Genomic DNA, 17,895 nt, shown 5'->3' on the forward strand with positions numbered 1-17,895 from the left:
GCGCACTCATCGCTTGCCCGTCGCGGCGCTCGCCCGGGCCACCAAAGCCGACTCCGGCAGTCGCACCACGAACGACGCACCGCCGCCGGGTGCGTCACCGATCTCGGCGTGCCCGCCATGCTGGGCGGTCACCAGCCGCACCAGGGCCAGCCCGATCCCTCTTTTCTCTGCGGGTCCACCCGCCCCCTCCGGTTTCGAGGTGACGCCGCGGGCGAACACCAGCTCCCGAAGCTCCTGGGGCACACCCGGGCCCGAATCCGTCACCGCCATCAGCAGGCCGTCGGCATCATCGACCCGGACGGTCACCTGCGCGCGTTCGGAGCCCACCGAGACGTCGACGGCATTGTCGATCAGGTTGCCCAGCACGGTGATCGCGTCGGTGGCCAGCGCCGGTGGCAGCGCGCGCAGGTGGCTGTCGGTGTGCAGCGTCAGGGTCACCCCGCTCTCGGCGGCCAGCGAGGTCTTGGCGATCAGCAGGGCTGCCACCGCGGGGTCGGAAACCCGTTGGGTAACAGCATCGTTGATCTCCGCGCGGCGCCGGGTCAGGGTGCCGACCAGCTCGTGTACCGCGTCGAACTCGCCCAGCTGGACCAGCCCGGAGATGGTGTGCAGTTGATTGGCGAACTCGTGGGTCTGGGCCCGCAGGGTGTCGGTGACACTGCGGTGCGAGGACAACTGGGCCTGCAGGGCGGCCAGTTCGGTGCTGTCACGCATCGTGGTCACGGTACCGATACGCCGGCCCTGGCTGCTGGCAGCGCGCCGGTTGAGTGCCAGCACCCGGGTGCCGGTGGCAATCACGACATCGTTTTCGCCTTCGCCGGAGAGCAGAAAGTCCACCACGGCCTGTTCGAGGCCGATCGCATCGGCGCGGCGGCCGACGGCATCGGCTCCGACCCCCAGCAGTTCTTGGGCGCTGTCGTTGAGCACCGTGATGACCCCGTCGGGGTTCACCGCCACGACGCCCTCGCGGATGCTGTGCAGCAACGCTTCCCGATGGTCGGCCAGGCTCGCGATCTCGGCGACCTCCAGCCCGCGGGTGTGCCGTTTGATGCGTCGCGACAACAACCACGATGCCACCAGTCCGAGCACGGCGCCCAGGCCCAGATAGACCAGCAGCCGTTCACCGGCGCCGCTGAACAGTTGCCACACCGAGGGATAGCCCTCGCTGACCGAGGCGACCGCGAGCACCTCGCCGTCGCTGGACAGGATCGGGACCTGCCCGACCAGGCTGTGTACCCCGGCCACGTCGGCGTCACCGAACCATGCTCGGCCCTCGTCGGCCCGGCTGGGTCCCAGATCGGTCTGCGCCCCGACGCGGGAGGGATCCGAGGACGCCCGCACCGTACCGTCGGGGCCGAGGATCTCGGCCAGGCTCGCACCCGAGAGCGCGACCGCGCGGTCGACCTCGGCGGCCAGGAACTTCTCGGCGAACGGATCGGCCAACCGTTCCCGCACGATCGGTGTGGAGGCCATGTTCTCCGCGACGGCGATCATCCGCAGCCCGCGGACCTCGCGGAACTCGCTGGTCGACTGGGCCACCGACACCGCGGCCACCGCGACCAGCACGACCGCGACAACGACCAGCTGAAACACCAGGAACTGTCCGGCGAGGCTGCGGATCCAGCTCGTGTACTTAATGACCACTACTTCCTTTACGTCCATATCAGTGACCTGAGTCACTACCGGGGTCCAGTATTGCTGAGCATCACAAACAAGTGATTGGGGACGACATGTTCAACCGGGGTCGGGTGACCACAGGCGTGGTCATCGCCGTGATCGCCACGCTGCTGCTTTCCGCCTGTGGGGTCACCCGCGGCGAGGAGACCGGGCTGCACCGCCTGCGCATGATGGTGCCCAACAGCCCCGGTGGCGGCTATGACCTGACCGCGCGTACTGCGGTCAAGATCATGGAGGACGACGACATCACCGGGCGCGTCGAGGTGTTCAACGTGATCGGCGCCGGCGGCACCGTCGCGATGGCACGCCTGATGAACGAGCGCGGCAACGGCGACCTCATGATGATGATGGGTCTCGGCGTGGTCGGCGCGGTGTTCACCAACGGATCGACCGCCCGCGCCTCGGATGCCACCGCACTGGCCAAGATGGTCGAGGAGCAGGAAGGCATCCTGGTGCCCGCCGACTCGCCGTTTCAGACCGTGCAGGATTTCGTCGACGCGTGGAAGGCCGACCCGGCCAAGGTCACCGTCGGCGGCGGTTCCAACCCCGGCGGTCCGGACCACCTGTTCCCGATGGAGACCGCCAAGGCGGTCGGCCTCGACCCGACCAAGGTCAACTTCATCTCCTACGACGGTGGCGGCGACCTGCTGACGGCGCTGCTGGGCAACAAGATCGCCGCCGGTACGTCCGGCCTGGGGGAGTACGTCGACCAGATCGAGGCCGGCCAGGTGCGGGTGCTCGCGGTGTCCGGGAACGAGCGGGTCGAGGGTGTCGATGCACCGACGCTCAAGGAGTCCGGCATCGACCTGACCTTCACCAACTGGCGCGGAATCCTCGCGCCGCCAGGGATTTCCGAGGAAGACCGGGCCGCGATGGTCAAGATCCTGGAAGAGCTGCACGCAACCGACGCATGGAAGGAGGCGCTGGTGAAGAACGGCTGGACGGATGCCTTCATGACCGGCACCGCATTCGAGGAGTTCCTCGACGAGCAGGATCGTCGGGTCGAGACGACGCTGACAGATCTGGGGCTGGTGTGAGCACCGAACTGGACACGGCCGGCAAGTCACGGCCCGATTACGCGCAATACGTCGTCTGTGCGGTGATGGTTGCCGTCGGCGCCTATCTGCTCTACGACGCGCTGACCATGCCGGGCGGGTACGCCGAGGTGGATCCCGTTGGGCCACGGTTCTTCCCGATCGTCATCGGCGCGGGCCTGCTGGTGATGGCGGTCGTCTTGGCCATCGCGATCCCGCGCGGCCTCAAGGGTGAGGCCGACGCCGGTGAGGACATCGACCCCGATATGCCCAGTGACTGGCGCACCGTCGGCCTGCTGGTGGGTCTGTTCGTCATGCTCATCGTGCTGGTGAACCCGCTCGGCTGGGCGATCACCAGCGCGCTGTTCTTCGCCGGGTGCGCCACCGTGCTGGGCAGCAGGCATTACGTGCGCAATATCGCGATCGGCGCGGTGCTCGCGCTGGCCAGCTTCTACGCGTTCTACTCCGGGCTCGGAATCCCGCTGCCCGCAGGCATCTTGGATGGGATTCTGTAGATGGAGAATTTCGATTGGCTCCTGCAGGGGTTCGCCGAGGCAGCGACCCCGATGAATCTGCTGTACGCCGTGATCGGCGTACTGCTGGGTACCGCGGTGGGTGTGCTGCCCGGTATCGGCCCGGCGATGACGGTGGCGCTGCTGCTCCCGATCACCTACAACGTCAGCCCGAGCGCGGCGTTCATCATGTTCGCCGGCATCTTCTACGGCGGCATGTACGGCGGATCGACCACCTCGATCCTGCTGAATACGCCCGGTGAATCGTCGTCGGTGATCACCGCTCTCGAGGGCAACAAGATGGCCAAGGCCGGCCGTGCCGCGCAGGCGCTGGCCACCGCGGCCATCGGGTCCTTCGTGGCGGGCGCCATCGGTACGGCGCTGCTGGCCGCCTTCGCGCCGGCGATCTCGCGGTTCGCGGTCACCCTCGGGGCGCCGTCCTACCTGGCGATCATGTTGTTCGCCCTGGTCGCGGTGACCGCGGTGCTGGGATCCTCCAAGATGCGCGGCGTGATCTCGCTGCTGCTGGGTTTGGCGATCGGCATCGTCGGCATCGACTCGCTGACCGGTCAACCGCGTGCCACGTTCGGGCTGCCGCTGCTGGCCGACGGCATCGATATCGTCGTCATCGCAGTGGCGGTGTTCGCGCTCGGCGAGGCGCTGTGGGTGGCGGCGCATCTGCGGCGACGTCCGGCCGATGTCATCCCGGTGGGCCGGCCCTGGATGGGCAAGGAAGACTGGAAGCGGTCTTGGAAGCCATGGCTGCGTGGCACCGCGTACGGGTTCCCGTTCGGTGCGCTGCCCGCCGGCGGAGCGGAGCTGCCGACCTTCCTGAGCTATATCACCGAGAAGAAGCTCAGCAAGCATCCCGAGCAGTTCGGCAAGGGCGCCATCGAGGGTGTCGCCGGCCCGGAGGCGGCCAACAATGCCTCGGCCGCAGGCACTCTGGTGCCGATGCTGTCGCTGGGTCTGCCGACCAACGCGACGGCGGCGGTGATGCTCACCGCCTTCGTGTCCTACGGTATCCAGCCCGGTCCGACACTGTTCGACAAGGAACCGCTGCTCATCTGGACGCTGATCGCGAGCCTGTTCATCGGCAACTTCCTGTTGCTGGCACTGAACCTGCCGTTGGCACCGCTGTGGGCCAAGCTGCTGCGGACCCCGCGGCCGTATCTGTACGCGGGCATTCTGTTCTTCGCCGCGCTCGGTGCGTTTGCGGTCAACCTGCAGCCCCTGGATCTGGTGCTGCTGCTGATCTTCGGGTTGATGGGCCTGATGATGCGCCGGTTCGGACTCCCGGTGCTGCCGTTGATCATCGGTGTCATCCTCGGGCCGCGGATCGAACGACAACTGCGGCAGAGCCTGCAACTCGGCGGTGGCGACTGGGGCAACCTGTTCACCGAGCCGGTCGCGATCGTCACCTACGTGCTGATGGCATTGCTGCTCCTCGCTCCGCTGGTGCTGCGACTGTTCAACCGCAGCGAGGAAAGTCTGTTGATCGTCGAGGACGACAAGGACCAGAAAGCGAAGGCGTCGAAATCATGACCATCGTGATCGGATACACCGCCGACCAGTTCGGGCATGCGGCACTGGAACATGGGATCGCCGAAGCGAAGTTGCGGGGCACCGGCCTGCTTGTCATCAACTCGACATCGGGCGAGGCATACGTCGATTCGCGGTTCGCCAGCGGCACCCAAGCCCAGGATGTCGAGGCGCGATTGGCGGAATGCGGCGTGCCGTTCGAACTGACCCAACCGGTCGGCGTCGATGCCGTGGAGGAACTGCTGGCCGCGATGGACAGCCCGGAGGCCGAACTGCTCGTTGTCGGTATCCGGCACCGCAGTCCGGTGGGCAAGCTGCTGCTCGGCAGTGTCGCGCAGAAGCTGATCCTGGAGTGCCCGAAACCCGTTCTCGCGGTCAAGCCTTCGGAGTTCTGACCTCATCCGTCATCGTCCCGTCCGTCGGAATCGGGTGGTGGGAGGAGTTCGTCGCCGGTGGTAGTGGTGGTTGAGGGTGTCGCCGCCGGTGTTCATCAGGGGTGGTGGGTGCCAGTGCACGCGGCCGGTTTCGGGGTCGATGGTGTTGGTCCAGCCGAGTTCGGCCAGCTGGTTGTCCGGTCCGCAGCCCAGGCCGAGGTCGGGTGCGTCGGTGAGTCCGCCGTTGTTCCAGCTGGGATTGGCGTGGTGTGCTTGGCAGCGACATGCCGCTTGGGTGCAGCCGGGCCGGGTGCAGCCGCGATCCCGGTTGTAGAGCAGTAGCCGTTGGGCTTTGGTGGCCAACCGTTTGGAGCGGCCCATGTAGAGGGGTTCGGCGGTGTGGTGGCGGTAGACGATCAGGTAGTGGTGGGCGTGCTCGGCCAGCCGGATCAGATCGCGCATGGGCATGAGGGTGCCCGCGCCGGTGACCGCGATCCCGGCACCGGCCTCCAACTCTTTGAGCGTCGTGGAGACAACCACGGAGACGGGTAGGCCGTTGTGTTGGCCGAGCCTCTTGGACATCAGGGTGTCGCGTAGGACGGCCTTGAGTGCGTCGTGGTTGCGTTGGGACTGGGTGCGGGGGTCTCGCAGATGCGTCTCGGGGTCCCACGTGGGCGGCGGCGCGGCGGGCACGGGCGCCTGCGGCTCGGTCTCGGGCTCAACCTCCGATTCGGCCTCTGCTGATCCGGCCCCTACCTCTGTCTCACCCTCGAAATCGAACTCGACCTTGGATTCGGGTTCGGTGTCGGGTTCAACGGGGTCATCGTCGAGCGGGTTGGGTATCGGATTGTATTGCGGCGCCGCGTCGTCGGGGTTGTTGATCCCTGGCCGTGCCCAGACATCGAGGATGGTGCGTAGGTAGGCGGCGAATTCCGCATCCACCCAGCCCGACACTTTGGCCATTCCGTCGACGTCTTGGGCGCTGATGCTCAGCCCGCGGCGGTGCCGGGCCGGGTCGGGTCCCTCCCCGTCGGGGTTGATCAGAGCCAACGCGTGATCGGCGGCCTTCTGCAACGTCTCGGGGGTATTGGTGGTGGCGATATCGACCAGTGTGGATTCCAGTTGCCCGCGCGCGGTGGCATCCAGATACGCCGAGGTCTTGTTCAGCGTGGCACCGATGATGGCGATGTGTCCGGTGGTGATCCTCCCGGCGGCCAATGCCGCCGCACAGGCCGCCAGTACCGGTTCCAGGACGTCACCGGTCATGGTGTGGCGCGGTCCGAGGTCGCGGGCGGCCGTGATGCGCCGCCGGGCTTCGGTGGCGCTGAGGCGGTCCCGGGTGGCCAGGACATCGGTCCAGGTTTTGCCGCCGATCTCATGCGGGGTGGCCCGGTCCATCAGAGCGGCCAGGATGCGGTGATCGATGGCGATATCGGCGCGGGCATACTGCTCGCGTTGGGACAACAGGCCCAGTAGTTCGGCGGTGTCGAAGACGGTGAAATCGGCGTCCAGCAGCGCCTTGACCGACGCGGCGCGGGCCGACAGTGCGTGCTGCACCGCCTCCCGACCGTTGGCCACATCGCTGTCCATGGATCGAACATACGTGCGGTCACCGACAAAATCGGCCGAAAAGTGACCGGTGTGACCAATGAGCCAAGAGAAATCTCTGAGACTCGCCCATCGATCGAAAACCGCTGTAAGGCGGTCGCTCTCATGCCTATCGCGCTGACGCGACCGCGCTGATTCGGCCGGGCGCTATGGTGCGTGACATGAGCAACCCGGATCTCACCGAAGCCACCGCCGCCGCGGGCGCCGCCATCGAACAAGCGGTGGCGGTGTTCATGCTGCACCCCCAGACCTACGGCGCGAGCGTCGCCGCCGGATACCAGAATCCGCTGGCCGGATACGTGGCCGGTCGTGGTGGTGTGCTCGGTGAGGTCACCGGGGCGACCGTGAGCGCGGTGTTCGCCGTCTTCGAACCCACCGGCCTGGCGGCCATGTGGGAGGAGGGTGTCGCTGTCCGTGGCGCTGCCGGCGCGTCCCAGGTGTATTGGGAGCAGGCGGCCGAGTTCGGTCGCGCGTACTTGGCCGGGGCGGATGGCCTGGAACGTGTCGCGGCACTGGGGGAGAAGCTCATCGCGGTCACCCCCACGGCCGCCGCACCATTGTTCGCCGGCTGGCGCGCCATGCCGCTGGCCGACGATGCACCGGCCCGGGCGCTGCAGGTGATGTTCGTCCTGCGGGAGCTTCGGGCCGGGCTGCATTTCAACGCACTCAGCCTCTCCGGCATCACGCCGATCGAGGCGCACATGCTGAACAAGGGTCGGCGGTATGCAGCCATGTTCGGCTGGCCCGAACCGTACGCCGACGGCGCGGACAAGAAGGACCGCTACGCCGAGATCGAACACACCACCAATCGCCGGATGGCCGAACTCGTCGGCGCTGCCCTGGACCCCGCCGAGGCCGACGAGTTGGCCCGGCTGACCACCGCGGCCCTGGCGACGTTGAAGGCGAACGTGCCGCGCTGACGCCGTCGGCACGCTGCACCTTCTCTTGCGCTGGTCAACCTGACGCATGCCAGCGGACACCGCGATCCACTTTTTCTCCAGCTGACCGTCATCCTTGCTGCCTGCCGCCTCGCCGGGGTGATCGCTCAGCGGGTCGGACAGCCACAGGTCGTCGGCGAGGTGATTGCCGGCGTGGTGCTGGGGCCCTCACTGTTGGGACGAATTGCCCCCGATCTGCAAGCCGAGCTGTTCCCCACTGGGACGTCGAACCTTGTGCTGTACACCGTGGCGCAGGCTCACATTCTCGATGCCCGCGGTGATCTGCCTGCTGCTGGGCTCGATCTTCTCGGCGCAGCTGCCCGTCGGCGGTGTCAGCACCGGCGCGGTGATCGCGGCCAGCATGCTGGCCTACGGGATCCTGTCCACCTCCTTTATCAATCTCGGCATCAGCATCGCCGCCGACCGGGACTCCGGGGCGCTGCGCCGGCTGCACGGGACGCCCACGACCGCGACGTCGTACTTCATTGGCAAGATCATGCTGGTCAGCATCCTCAGCGTCGCCGAGGCCGTGCTGCTGCTGATGGTCGGGGTCATCGCCTTCGGGCTTCGGCTGCCCGCCGATGTCTTCGGCTGGTTCACCCTGGCCTGGGTCTTCGCGCTGGGGGTGGTCAGTTGCTCGCTGCTGGGCATTCTCATCAGCAATGTGGCGAGCAACGCCGTGTCGGCCGCCGCGCTGACCAACAGTCCCGCGGTCGGTCTGCAATTCCTCTCCGGGACATACGTGCCCATCATGGTGCTCCCGACCTGGATGCTGGTCATCGGCTCGCTGTTCCCGGTCAAATGGATGGCCCAGGGATTCCGGTCGGTGCTGTTGCCGCCCCAGTTGGCCGCCCTCGAACCGGCCGGCAGTTGGGAACACTGGCGGATCTTCTTCATGCTGGCGGCGTGGAGTATCGGTGGCCTGATCGGTTGCGTGGCGGTGTTCCGCTGGTCGGAGCGCAGCTGAGCCTAGAGCTGCTCGCGCAGGTACCGAAGCAGCCGCCGGCTGGCGGGGGTTGCCGCGGTCGGGGACCAGGCCAGTGCGATCTCGCGCCGGTAGGTGTTCGGGGTCAGCGCGATCTCGACGGTGTCCGGCGTGCCGCGTTCGTCGTGGGGCAGCAGTGCGATGCCGAGGCCGCGGCCGATCAACTCGCGAACGGTGGCGAACTCGGTGATCTCGACAGCGATACTGGGGGTGAAACCCGCTGTTCGGCACCAAGTCTCGGTCAGTTGGCGGAGGTTATAGCTCATCGGGTTGGCGATGAAAGGCTCGTCGCGCAGTTCGTTGAGGCGCAATCGTTTACGCCCGGCGAGCCGGTGCGTCGCGGGCACCACCGCAAGGACCGGTTGGGTGCCGATGACGCTGTGCCGCAACGTGTCCGATGCCGGTATCACCACCGCGACGTCGAGGTCGCCGGCCTTCAGATCAGCCGTCAGCTGCGACCCGTGCGCCTGTTTGATCTGTAACCGGATGCCCGGTGCGCGCCGATGGAACTCCGCGATCAGGGTGGGTAGTCGTCCAGAGCCCATGGTGAGCGGAAAGCCGAACCGCACGATGCCGTGCTGGGCATCCGCCTCCTCCGCCACGACGTCGACGGCGGCTTCCAATGCGTGCAGTGGATCGCGGGCCCGCTCGGCGAGCCGGGCCGCCGCCGGTGTCAATCGCACCGTGCGGCCGTCCCGGATCAGCAGCGTCAAGCCGAGCGTCTTTTCCAGGCCGTGGATGCGCCTGCTCATCGATGACTGCGGGATGCCGAGACTGTGCGCCGCGCGCGTCATGTGCCCATCGTGCACCGCCAACGCGTCCAGTGCGCGCAGTTGGGGCGCGAGTTCGGCCATCCATCGATCCATATACGGATGATATTCGTCCGAACATTCATTGGACGGATCAATATCGTTGGGTTCATGGTGAGCTGCATGAGCGAACAGGCAGCGGTCGATATCGTCCTGATCGGCGGGGGCATCATGTCCGCCACCCTGGGCGCCATGCTGGTGACGATGGAGCCCAGGCGGCGGATCGTCATCGTCGAGCGGGCCGGGCAGGTGGGCACCGAGAGCAGCCAGGCACGGAACAACGCCGGCACCGGACATTCCGGGTTCTGCGAGCTGAACTACATGCCCGAGCCCGCAGACGGGAGCATGGCAGCGCGGGTCGCCGCACAGTTCGGGCTGTCCCGACGGTGGTGGGACCAGCTGGCGGCGCAGGGCCTGCTGGAACCGGATAGCTTCCTGCATCCCGCCGCGCACATGAATGTGGTGTTCGGTGACCGCGATATCGACTACCTGCGCCGGCGCTTCCAGACACTGCACGCCGATCCGCTGTTCGCCGGACTGGAGTACACCGAAGACCCGATCACCATCGCCCGCTGGGCACCACTGGTGATGGAGGGCCGTGGCGGCGGGGAGCGTGTCGCGGCCACCCGGCATCCCGACGGCACCGACATCGACTTCGGTGCGCTGACAACCGCTTTGATGCGAATCGTCACCGATGCGGGGGGCCGGGTGCTGCTGGGCCACGAGGTGCGCGCCCTGCGGCAAACCCCCGAGGGGCACTGGCGGGTTGCCGGCCGGAATGCCGACGGTGCCTTCCACGTGCGGGCCCGCAGGGTCTTCGTCGGGGCCGGCGGCAATGCGTTGCGGCTGCTGCAGCGGGCCAGGCTCCCGGAGGTCCGCGGGTACGGTGTGCTGCCGGTGGGAGCGGCCTTCCTGCGCTGCTCGGACCCCCGGGTCGTCGGCCGGCACGATGCCAAGGTCTACGGGCAGGCCCCCATCGGGGCGCCGCCGATGTCGCTGCCGCACCTGGACAAACGGATCATCGCCGGCGCCGAGCATCTGATGTTCGGTCCCTACCCGACCTTCAGCACCAAATTGCTCAAACACGGCAGCATCACCGACTTCTTCGCGACACTGCGCGGGCACAACGTGGCAGTACTGGCGACGGCGATGTGGGCGAACCGCGCGCTGGTGCGGTACCTGGTCGGCCAGTTGGTGTCCGGTCGGCGGCGGAAGTTCGCCTGCCTCACCCGGTACTACCCGCGCGCGGATCCCCGGCAGTGGGAACTCATCAGCGCCGGACAGCGGGCCCAACTGGTGACCCCGGATGCCGGGCGCCGCGGAGTGCTGCGCTCGGGCACCGAACTGGTCATCTCGGCCGACGGCACGATCGCCGGGCTGCTGGGCGCCTCGCCGGGGGCGTCGACGGCCGTGCCGATCATGGCCGAACTGCTACAGCGTTGGGGTTACCGCGTGCCCGCCGACCTTCTGGCATCCTGAGGTGATGACCGATCCGCAGTGGTACGGAGGCGACCCGGGGAGCATCCCGCCCCAGGGCAACGCCGGTTTCCCGCCGCCCGGCACCCCGGGCTATCCGCCACCCGCGCCCCCCGGCGCCTACTACGACCCGCTGGCACCCTACGGCCGGCACCCGATGACCGGTGAGCCCTACTCCGACAAATCGAAGGTCATCGCCGGGTTGCTCCAGCTACTGGGACTGTTCGGGATCCTCGGCATCGGCCGCTTCTACCTCGGCTACACCGGGCTGGGGGTGGCTCAACTGCTGGTCGGCCTGTTCACCTGCGGTATCGGTGCCGTCATCTGGGGCATCGTCGACGCGATCCTGCTGCTGACCGACAAGGTGCGCGACCCGCAGGGTCGCCCGCTGCGCGATGGCACCTGAGACCGCGACCGCGCGGGCGGGGCTCATCGGCACCGGGCTCGCGCTCGCCGGTGCGCTGACCTACATCGGGCTGGCCGACCCGCACCGGCCCGGATTCCTGTTCCCCGGCTGCCCGTTCAAGGCACTCACCGGCCTGGACTGCCCGGCCTGCGGGGGACTGCGGATGACCCACGATCTGCTCAACGGTGATCTGGGCGCCGCGGTGGTGGACAATCTCTTCCTGCTGCTGGCGCTGCCCGTGTTGACGGTGTGGCTCGCGTTTCGCTGGCGTCGAGGGCGTCCGCTGATGCCGGCGCCGGCCACCTTCACCCTGATCGTCGCCGCAGCCGTCTGGACGGTGCTGCGCAACTGGCCGGGATTCCCGCTGGTCCCTACCGTTGCCGCCGGCTGAATATCGCTGGGAACTCGTGCGTTCACGCTGATACACTGCAGCTTCGGGCCGGTGCAGTCCCTCCTATCAGTACGGAGACTGCGGAGGTAGATTCGCTTGCTGTTCTCGGCACTTCCCAAGGCCCAAGGCCTGTACGACCCGGACAACGAGTCCGATTCGTGCGGCGTCGCCATGATCGCCGACATCGGGGGTCGCCGGTCGCACGGCATCGTCTCGGACGGACTCACCGCTCTGGAACATCTGGAGCATCGCGGTGCCGCGGGTGCCGAGCCCAACAGCGGTGACGGTGCCGGAATCCTCATCCAGCTGCCGGTGGAACTGTTCGCCGAAGTGGTCGATTTCGATCTGCCGCAGCCGAACGCCCAGGGCACGAACACCTTCGCCGCCGGGATCTGTTTCCTGCCACAGGATCCCGTCGCCAGGGCCGCGGAATGTGCGCGTATCGAGGAGATCGCGGCCCAGGAGAAGCTGGAGGTGCTCGGCTGGCGTGAGGTCCCGACCGATCCCGACGGCGCCCAGGTCGGGGCCACCGCGGTGAGCTGCATGCCGCACATGGCGCAGCTGTTCGTCGCCGCCGCCGACCGCTGCGGCGGTATCGACCTGGACCGCCGGGTGTACCCACTGCGCAAGCGGGCCGAGCAGGAGGCGGTCTACTTCCCGTCGCTGTCCAGCCGGACCATCGCCTACAAGGGCATGCTCACCACGATGCAGCTGCCGCAGTTCTTCCCGGATCTGCGCGACGAGCGCTGCCGCAGTGCCATCGCGATCGTGCACAGCCGGTTCTCCACCAATACCTTTCCGTCCTGGCCGCTGGCCCACCCGTTCCGGTTCGTCGCGCACAACGGTGAGATCAACACGGTGCGGGGTAACCGCAACCGGATGCACGCCCGCGAGGCCAAGCTCGCCAGCAGGCTCATCCCCGGTGAGCTGAGCCGGCTCTCACCGATCTGCCCCAAGGACGGCTCGGACTCGGCGTCCTTCGATCAGGTGCTCGAGCTGTTGCACCTGGGTGGGCGCAGCCTGCCGCACGCGGTGCTGATGATGATCCCGGAGGCGTGGGAGAACAACACCACCATGGACCCCGCGCGCCGCGCGTTCTGGCAGTTCCACGCCTCGCTGATGGAACCGTGGGACGGCCCGGCCTGTGTCACCTTCACCGACGGCACCGTGGTCGGCGCGGTACTCGACCGCAACGGTTTACGGCCCGGCCGCTGGTGGCGCACGATCGACAACCGCATCATCCTGGCCAGCGAGAGCGGCGTGCTCGACGTGCCCAGCTCCGAGGTGGTGGCCAAGGGCCGCCTGGAGCCCGGCAAGATGTTCTTGATCGACACCGCGGCAGGACGCATCGTCTCCGATGACGAGATCAAGGACGAACTCGCCGCGGCGCACCCCTACGGCGAATGGCTGCACGCCGGGCTGCTCGACCTCAAGACCCTGCCGGACCGCGCTCGCGTGCAGCCCAATCACGAATCGGTGGTGCGCAGGCAGGTGGCCTTCGGCTACACCGAGGAAGAACTGCGGGTGCTGCTCACCCCGATGGCGGCCTCCGGCGCCGAGCCGTTGGGCTCGATGGGCACCGATACCCCGATCGCCGTGATGTCGCAACGTTCCCGGTTGCTCTACGACTATTTCGTCGAGCTGTTCGCCCAGGTCACCAACCCTCCGCTGGATGCCATCCGGGAGGCCGTGGTCACCTCCATGAGCCGGGTGATGGGCCCCGAAGAAAATCTCCTGGAGCCGACCGCGGCCTCGTGTCGCCAGATCAGGCTCGGCTGGCCGGTGCTCGACAACGACGATCTCAACAAGATCGTGCACATCAACGACGACGGCGAGCAGCCCGGTCTGCGCACCGCCGTCCTGCGCGCACTCTATGACGTCGAGCGCGGCGGTGAGGGGTTGGCCGAGGCGCTGGAGGAGCTGCGTATCCGCGCCTGTGAAGCGATCGCGAAAGGTGCTCGCACCCTGGTGATCTCCGACCGCGACTCCGATCACACCCGGGCGCCGATCCCGTCCCTGTTGGCCGTTTCCGCGGTGCACCACCATCTGGTGGCCACCAAGGAGCGCACCAGCGTCGCGCTGGTGGTGGAAAGCGGCGACGCCCGCGAGGTGCACCACATCGCGATGCTGATCGGTTTCGGTGCCGCCGCGGTCAACCCGTACCTGGCCTTCGAGTCGATCGAGGACCTGATCCGCGAGGGCGAGCTCACCGGTATCGAACCGGCCACCGCGGTGCGCAACTATCTCACCGCACTCGGCAAGGGTGTGATGAAAGTGATGAGCAAGATGGGCATCTCGACGGTGTCCTCGTACACCGGCGCGCAGGCTTTCGAGGCGATCGGGCTGGACCGCGCCGTCATCGACGAATACTTCACCGGCACACCGATGCAACTCGGTGGCGTCGGACTCGATGTGCTGGCCAAGGAGGTCCGATTCCGGCACCGCCGGGCCTACCCGGAGAACCCCACCGAGCGAGCCTACCGCCGGCTGTCGGTGGGCGGGGAGTACCAGTTCCGCCGGGATGGTGAATTGCACCTGTTCACCCCGGAAGTCGTTTTCCTGCTGCAGCATTCGACGCGCACCGGGCGTCAGGACGTCTTCGCCCGGTACTCCGAGGAGGTGAACCGGCTCGCCAGGGAGGGCGGCGCGCTGCGCGGCCTGTTCGGCTTCAAGACCGGCCTGCGCCCACCGGTTCCACTCGACGAGGTGGAATCGGTGGAAGCGATCGTCACGCGGTTCAACACCGGTGCGATGAGCTACGGGTCGATCTCCGCCGAAGCGCACGAGACCATGGCGATAGCCATGAACAATCTGGGTGGGCGGTCCAACTCCGGGGAGGGCGGCGAGGACGCCGACCGGCTGTATGACCCCAAGCGGCGCAGCGCCGTCAAACAGGTCGCGTCGGGGCGGTTCGGCGTGACCAGTGACTACCTGGTGAACGCCACCGACATCCAGATCAAGATGGCGCAGGGCGCCAAACCCGGTGAGGGTGGCCAGCTTCCGGGTTACAAGGTGTATCCCAACATCGCCAAGACCCGGCATTCCACCCCGGGGGTCGGCCTGATCTCGCCGCCGCCGCACCACGACATCTACTCGATCGAGGATCTCGCGCAGTTGATCCACGACTTGAAGAACGCCAACGACCAGGCCCGTATCCACGTCAAACTGGTCAGCTCGGTCGGTGTCGGCACGGTGGCCGCCGGTGTTTCCAAGGCGCACGCCGATGTCGTGCTCATCTCCGGATATGACGGTGGCACCGGTGCGGCGCCGCTGACCTCGCTCAAACATGCCGGTGCGCCCTGGGAGATCGGACTGGCCGACACCCAGCAGACCCTGGTGCTCAACGGATTGCGTGACCGCATCACCGTGCAGTGCGACGGCGGTATGCGCACTGCCCGAGATGTCATGGTCGCCGCCCTGCTGGGCGCCGAGGAGTACGGCTTCGCGACCGCTCCGCTGGTGGTGGCGGGCTGCATCATGATGCGGGTTTGTCATCTCGACACCTGCCCGGTCGGGGTGGCCACCCAGAATCCGGAGCTGCGGGCGCGCTTCAACGGCAAACCCGAGTTCGTGGAGAACTTCTTCGCTTTCATCGCCGAGGACATCCGCAAGATGCTCGCCGAACTGGGCTTCCGCAGCCTCGATGAGGCGATCGGCCGGGTCGAGGTGCTCGACACCGCAGAAGGTGTCGCGCACTGGAAGAGTCAGGGGATCGACCTGCGCCCAATCTTCGCGGTGCCGACCGATGCGCACGGTGCCGAGCTGACCCAGCGCCGCCGCCTGCGCGAGCAGGATCACGGTCTGGCGCAGGCGCTGGACCAGACCCTGGTGGCGTTGTCCGAGGGCGCCCTGGAAGACGCTCATCCGGTCCGGCTGGAACTGCCGGTACGCAACGTCAACCGCACCGTCGGGACGCTGCTGGGCGCGGAGGTCACCCGGCGCTACGGGGCCGCCGGTCTGCCGGATGACACCATCCACGTCGCGCTGACCGGTTCGGCCGGTCAGTCGCTGGGCGCATTCCTGCCGCCGGGGGTCACCCTGGACCTGATCGGTGACGCCAACGACTATGTGGGCAAGGGCCTTTCGGGTGGCCGCGTGATCGTTCGGCCGCCCGAGGATGTGCTGTTCCTGCCCGAAGACAATGTCATCGCGGGCAACACCCTGCTGTTCGGTGCCACCGCCGGTGAGGTGTTCCTCCGCGGGCGGGTCGGCGAACGCTTCTGCGCCCGTAACTCCGGCGCGCTGGCCGTCGTCGAGGGCTGCGGTGACCACGCCTGCGAGTACATGACCGGTGGGCGCGTGGTGGTGCTCGGCGACACCGGACGAAACATGGCGGCCGGGATGTCCGGTGGTATCGCCTTCGTGCTGGGCCTGGATCCGGCGAAGGTCAACACCGAGATGGTGGATCTGCAGCGGCTCGATCCCGAGGATCTCAGCTGGCTGCACGACGTGGTGGCACGGCACGCGCAGGTCACCGGCAGCACGGTGGCGGAGTCCCTCCTGGCGGACTGGCCGCGCCGCAGCGCGCAGTTCACCAAGATCATGCCGACCGACTACGAACGGGTGCTGCGTGCCACCCGGATGGCGAAAGCCGAAGGGCGCGACGTGGATACCGCGATCATGGAGGCCAGCCGTGGCTGATCCGAACGGATTTCTCAGGGTTCGCAAACGGGAAGCGCCGAAGCGGCCGGTCGACGAGCGTGTCGGCGACTGGCGGGAGGTGTACGAGAGCCAGGACGCCGCCGAGAGAGCCGGCGAGGTGTCCCAGCAGGCGCGCCGCTGCATGGACTGCGGGATCCCGTTCTGTCACTCCGGCACCGCGGGCTGCCCGCTGGGCAACCTGATCCCGGAGTGGAACGATCTGGTTCGGCGTGGGCGCTGGGACGCCGCCAGTGACCGACTGCACGCGACGAACAACTTCCCGGAGTTCACCGGCAGGCTCTGCCCCGCACCGTGCGAGGCGGCCTGCGTGCTGTCCATCGCCGAGGAGACCACCGGCGGCAGTGTCACCATCAAACGGATCGAACAGTCCATCGTCGACCACGCCTGGCTGACGGGGGCGGTGGAACCGCAGCCGGCCGCCATCGCCTCGGGGCGCAGTGTGGCCGTGGTGGGGTCGGGGCCGGCCGGGCTGGCCGCCGCTCAGCAGCTCACCCGCGCGGGCCACCACGTCACCGTGTACGAGCGGGACAACCGCATCGGCGGGCTGATGCGCTATGGCATCCCGGAGTACAAGCTGGAGAAGGCCACGCTGAACCAGCGGCTGTCGCAGATGCGGGCCGAGGGCACCCGGTTCGTCACCGAATGCGAGGTCGGCGTCGACCTCTCCATCGAGGCGCTGCGTGCCCAGCACGATGCCATCGTGCTGGCCGTCGGTGCGCTGCGCGGCCGGGACAACCGGGTCGAGGGCCGCCAACTGGGTGGTGTGCACCTGGCGATGGAACATCTGGTGCCGGCCAACAAGGAATGCGAAGGTGACGGGCCCGCCGAGCTGACCGCCGCGGGCAAGCACGTGGTGATCATCGGCGGCGGCGACACCGGTGCGGATTGCCTTGGCACCGCGCACCGGCAGGGCGCGGTGTCGGTGACCCAGCTGGACTACAACCCGCAACCGCCGGGGACCCGCGACGACGAGCGTTCCCCGTGGCCCACCTGGCCGCTGCTGCTGCGCACCTCACCGGCGCACGCGGAGGGCGGGGCACGGCACTTCGAAGTGGCTGTGCAGCGGTTCCTCGGCGACGACCAGGGCAATGTGCGGGCGGTGGAGATCGCGGAGGTGAAGGTCGAGCGCGACGCCGACGGCCGACGCGTCATCACCCCGGTCGGCGATCCCATCGAGCTGCCCTGCGATCTGGCCCTGCTGGCGATCGGGTTCGAGGGCGTCGAGGAGATGGCGCTGCTGGACGGTCTCGGGCTGCGGCTCAACGGTCGCGGAACGTTGTCCTGCGGGTCGGACTGGCAGACCGAGGAGCCCGGTGTCTTCGTGTGCGGTGACGCGCACCGTGGCGCGTCGCTGATCGTGTGGGCGATCGCCGAGGGGCGCAGCGCCGCCCACGCGGTGGACACCTACCTCATGGGGGACTCGGACCTGCCGGCTCCGGTTCGGCCGGGCACGCTACCTCTGGCCGTCATCTGAATCGATT

The 17,895-nt window shown here is 67.8% G+C and carries 14 protein-coding genes; 11 read left to right on the top strand and 3 right to left on the bottom strand.

Annotated elements, in window-relative coordinates:
• Positions 1 to 6 precede the first annotated feature (6 nt).
• Positions 7 to 1,662 (bottom strand): sensor histidine kinase, encoded by a 1,656-nt coding sequence (locus A7U43_RS13865; RefSeq protein ID WP_067996107.1) that lies wholly within the window; start codon positions 1,660 to 1,662, stop codon positions 7 to 9.
• Positions 1,663 to 1,730: 68 nt separating this feature from the next.
• On the opposite strand from A7U43_RS13865, the gene A7U43_RS13870 reads away from it, so the two are divergent.
• Genes A7U43_RS13870 through A7U43_RS13885 form a run of 4 tightly spaced genes read left to right on the top strand, consistent with a single transcriptional unit; the run spans position 1,731 to position 5,160 of the window.
• Positions 1,731 to 2,714 carry a Bug family tripartite tricarboxylate transporter substrate binding protein gene (locus A7U43_RS13870; RefSeq protein ID WP_067996110.1) on the top strand — a complete coding sequence of 328 codons (984 nt, stop codon included), beginning with the start codon at positions 1,731 to 1,733 and terminating at the stop codon, positions 2,712 to 2,714.
• On the top strand, positions 2,711 to 3,226 hold the full coding sequence (locus A7U43_RS13875) for a tripartite tricarboxylate transporter TctB family protein (RefSeq protein WP_067996113.1): 516 nt from the start codon (positions 2,711 to 2,713) through the stop codon (positions 3,224 to 3,226). The genes A7U43_RS13870 and A7U43_RS13875 overlap by 4 nt, the downstream gene beginning before the upstream one ends.
• The gene (locus A7U43_RS13880; RefSeq protein ID WP_067996115.1) at positions 3,227 to 4,768 is read left to right on the top strand and encodes a tripartite tricarboxylate transporter permease; all 1,542 of its coding nucleotides are present in this window, start codon (positions 3,227 to 3,229) and stop codon (positions 4,766 to 4,768) included.
• Positions 4,765 to 5,160: a universal stress protein gene (locus tag A7U43_RS13885; protein ID WP_067996118.1), complete on the top strand. Its 396-nt coding sequence runs from the start codon at positions 4,765 to 4,767 to the stop codon at positions 5,158 to 5,160. The genes A7U43_RS13880 and A7U43_RS13885 overlap by 4 nt, the downstream gene beginning before the upstream one ends.
• Positions 5,161 to 5,169: 9 nt before the next feature.
• On the opposite strand, the gene A7U43_RS13890 is transcribed toward A7U43_RS13885, so the two are convergent.
• Positions 5,170 to 6,729, bottom strand: coding sequence for a DUF222 domain-containing protein (locus A7U43_RS13890; protein WP_067996121.1), 1,560 nt, complete (start codon positions 6,727 to 6,729; stop codon positions 5,170 to 5,172).
• A gap of 179 nt (positions 6,730 to 6,908) precedes the next feature.
• Here A7U43_RS13890 and A7U43_RS13895 point away from each other — a divergent pair, with 179 nt between their 5' ends.
• Both A7U43_RS13895 and A7U43_RS13900 read left to right on the top strand, forming a co-directional pair.
• Complete coding sequence (locus A7U43_RS13895; protein WP_068002684.1) at positions 6,909 to 7,667, top strand: SCO6745 family protein; 759 nt, start codon at positions 6,909 to 6,911, stop codon at positions 7,665 to 7,667.
• Positions 7,668 to 7,953: 286 nt separating this feature from the next.
• The gene (locus tag A7U43_RS13900) at positions 7,954 to 8,652 is read left to right on the top strand and encodes an ABC transporter permease (protein WP_082902135.1); all 699 of its coding nucleotides are present in this window, start codon (positions 7,954 to 7,956) and stop codon (positions 8,650 to 8,652) included.
• A gap of 2 nt (positions 8,653 to 8,654) precedes the next feature.
• On the opposite strand, the gene A7U43_RS13905 is transcribed toward A7U43_RS13900, so the two are convergent.
• Positions 8,655 to 9,536, bottom strand: coding sequence for a LysR family transcriptional regulator (locus A7U43_RS13905; RefSeq protein ID WP_067996123.1), 882 nt, complete (start codon positions 9,534 to 9,536; stop codon positions 8,655 to 8,657).
• Between the two features lie 66 nt (positions 9,537 to 9,602).
• Between A7U43_RS13905 and A7U43_RS13910 the strand changes: the two genes are divergently transcribed.
• The 5 genes from A7U43_RS13910 to A7U43_RS13930 all read left to right on the top strand — a co-directional run bounded on the left by A7U43_RS13910 (position 9,603) and on the right by A7U43_RS13930 (position 17,888).
• Complete coding sequence (locus A7U43_RS13910) at positions 9,603 to 10,958, top strand: malate:quinone oxidoreductase (protein ID WP_231963310.1); 1,356 nt, start codon at positions 9,603 to 9,605, stop codon at positions 10,956 to 10,958.
• A gap of 4 nt (positions 10,959 to 10,962) precedes the next feature.
• Positions 10,963 to 11,361, top strand: a complete 399-nt coding sequence (locus A7U43_RS13915) for a TM2 domain-containing protein (RefSeq protein WP_068002689.1) — start codon at positions 10,963 to 10,965, stop codon at positions 11,359 to 11,361.
• Positions 11,351 to 11,752, top strand: coding sequence for a DUF2752 domain-containing protein (locus A7U43_RS13920; RefSeq protein ID WP_067996127.1), 402 nt, complete (start codon positions 11,351 to 11,353; stop codon positions 11,750 to 11,752). The genes A7U43_RS13915 and A7U43_RS13920 overlap by 11 nt, the downstream gene beginning before the upstream one ends.
• 96 nt (positions 11,753 to 11,848) lie before the next feature.
• Positions 11,849 to 16,393 (top strand): glutamate synthase large subunit, encoded by a 4,545-nt coding sequence (gene gltB / locus A7U43_RS13925; RefSeq protein ID WP_067996130.1) that lies wholly within the window; start codon positions 11,849 to 11,851, stop codon positions 16,391 to 16,393.
• Positions 16,386 to 17,888, top strand: a complete 1,503-nt coding sequence (locus A7U43_RS13930) for a glutamate synthase subunit beta (RefSeq protein WP_067996134.1) — start codon at positions 16,386 to 16,388, stop codon at positions 17,886 to 17,888. Before gltB ends, A7U43_RS13930 begins: the two co-directional genes overlap by 8 nt.
• Positions 17,889 to 17,895 lie beyond the last annotated feature (7 nt).

Origin of the sequence: Mycobacterium adipatum, assembly GCF_001644575.1 — a bacterium.
GTDB lineage: Bacteria > Actinomycetota > Actinomycetes > Mycobacteriales > Mycobacteriaceae > Mycobacterium > Mycobacterium adipatum.

Bases quoted from the DNA above. Each gene is read 5' to 3' on its own strand.
- A7U43_RS13865 (WP_067996107.1), bottom strand. From the start codon at position 1,662: ATGGACGTAAAGGAAGTAGTGGTCATTAAGTACACGAGCTGGATCCGC.
- A7U43_RS13870 (WP_067996110.1), top strand. From the start codon at position 1,731: ATGTTCAACCGGGGTCGGGTGACCACAGGCGTGGTCATCGCCGTGATC.
- A7U43_RS13880 (WP_067996115.1), top strand. From the start codon at position 3,227: ATGGAGAATTTCGATTGGCTCCTGCAGGGGTTCGCCGAGGCAGCGACC.
- A7U43_RS13885 (WP_067996118.1), top strand. From the start codon at position 4,765: ATGACCATCGTGATCGGATACACCGCCGACCAGTTCGGGCATGCGGCA.
- A7U43_RS13890 (WP_067996121.1), bottom strand. From the start codon at position 6,729: ATGGACAGCGATGTGGCCAACGGTCGGGAGGCGGTGCAGCACGCACTG.
- A7U43_RS13895 (WP_068002684.1), top strand. From the start codon at position 6,909: ATGAGCAACCCGGATCTCACCGAAGCCACCGCCGCCGCGGGCGCCGCC.
- A7U43_RS13900 (WP_082902135.1), top strand. From the start codon at position 7,954: ATGCCCGCGGTGATCTGCCTGCTGCTGGGCTCGATCTTCTCGGCGCAG.
- A7U43_RS13905 (WP_067996123.1), bottom strand. From the start codon at position 9,536: ATGGATCGATGGATGGCCGAACTCGCGCCCCAACTGCGCGCACTGGAC.
- A7U43_RS13910 (WP_231963310.1), top strand. From the start codon at position 9,603: ATGAGCGAACAGGCAGCGGTCGATATCGTCCTGATCGGCGGGGGCATC.
- A7U43_RS13915 (WP_068002689.1), top strand. From the start codon at position 10,963: ATGACCGATCCGCAGTGGTACGGAGGCGACCCGGGGAGCATCCCGCCC.
- A7U43_RS13920 (WP_067996127.1), top strand. From the start codon at position 11,351: ATGGCACCTGAGACCGCGACCGCGCGGGCGGGGCTCATCGGCACCGGG.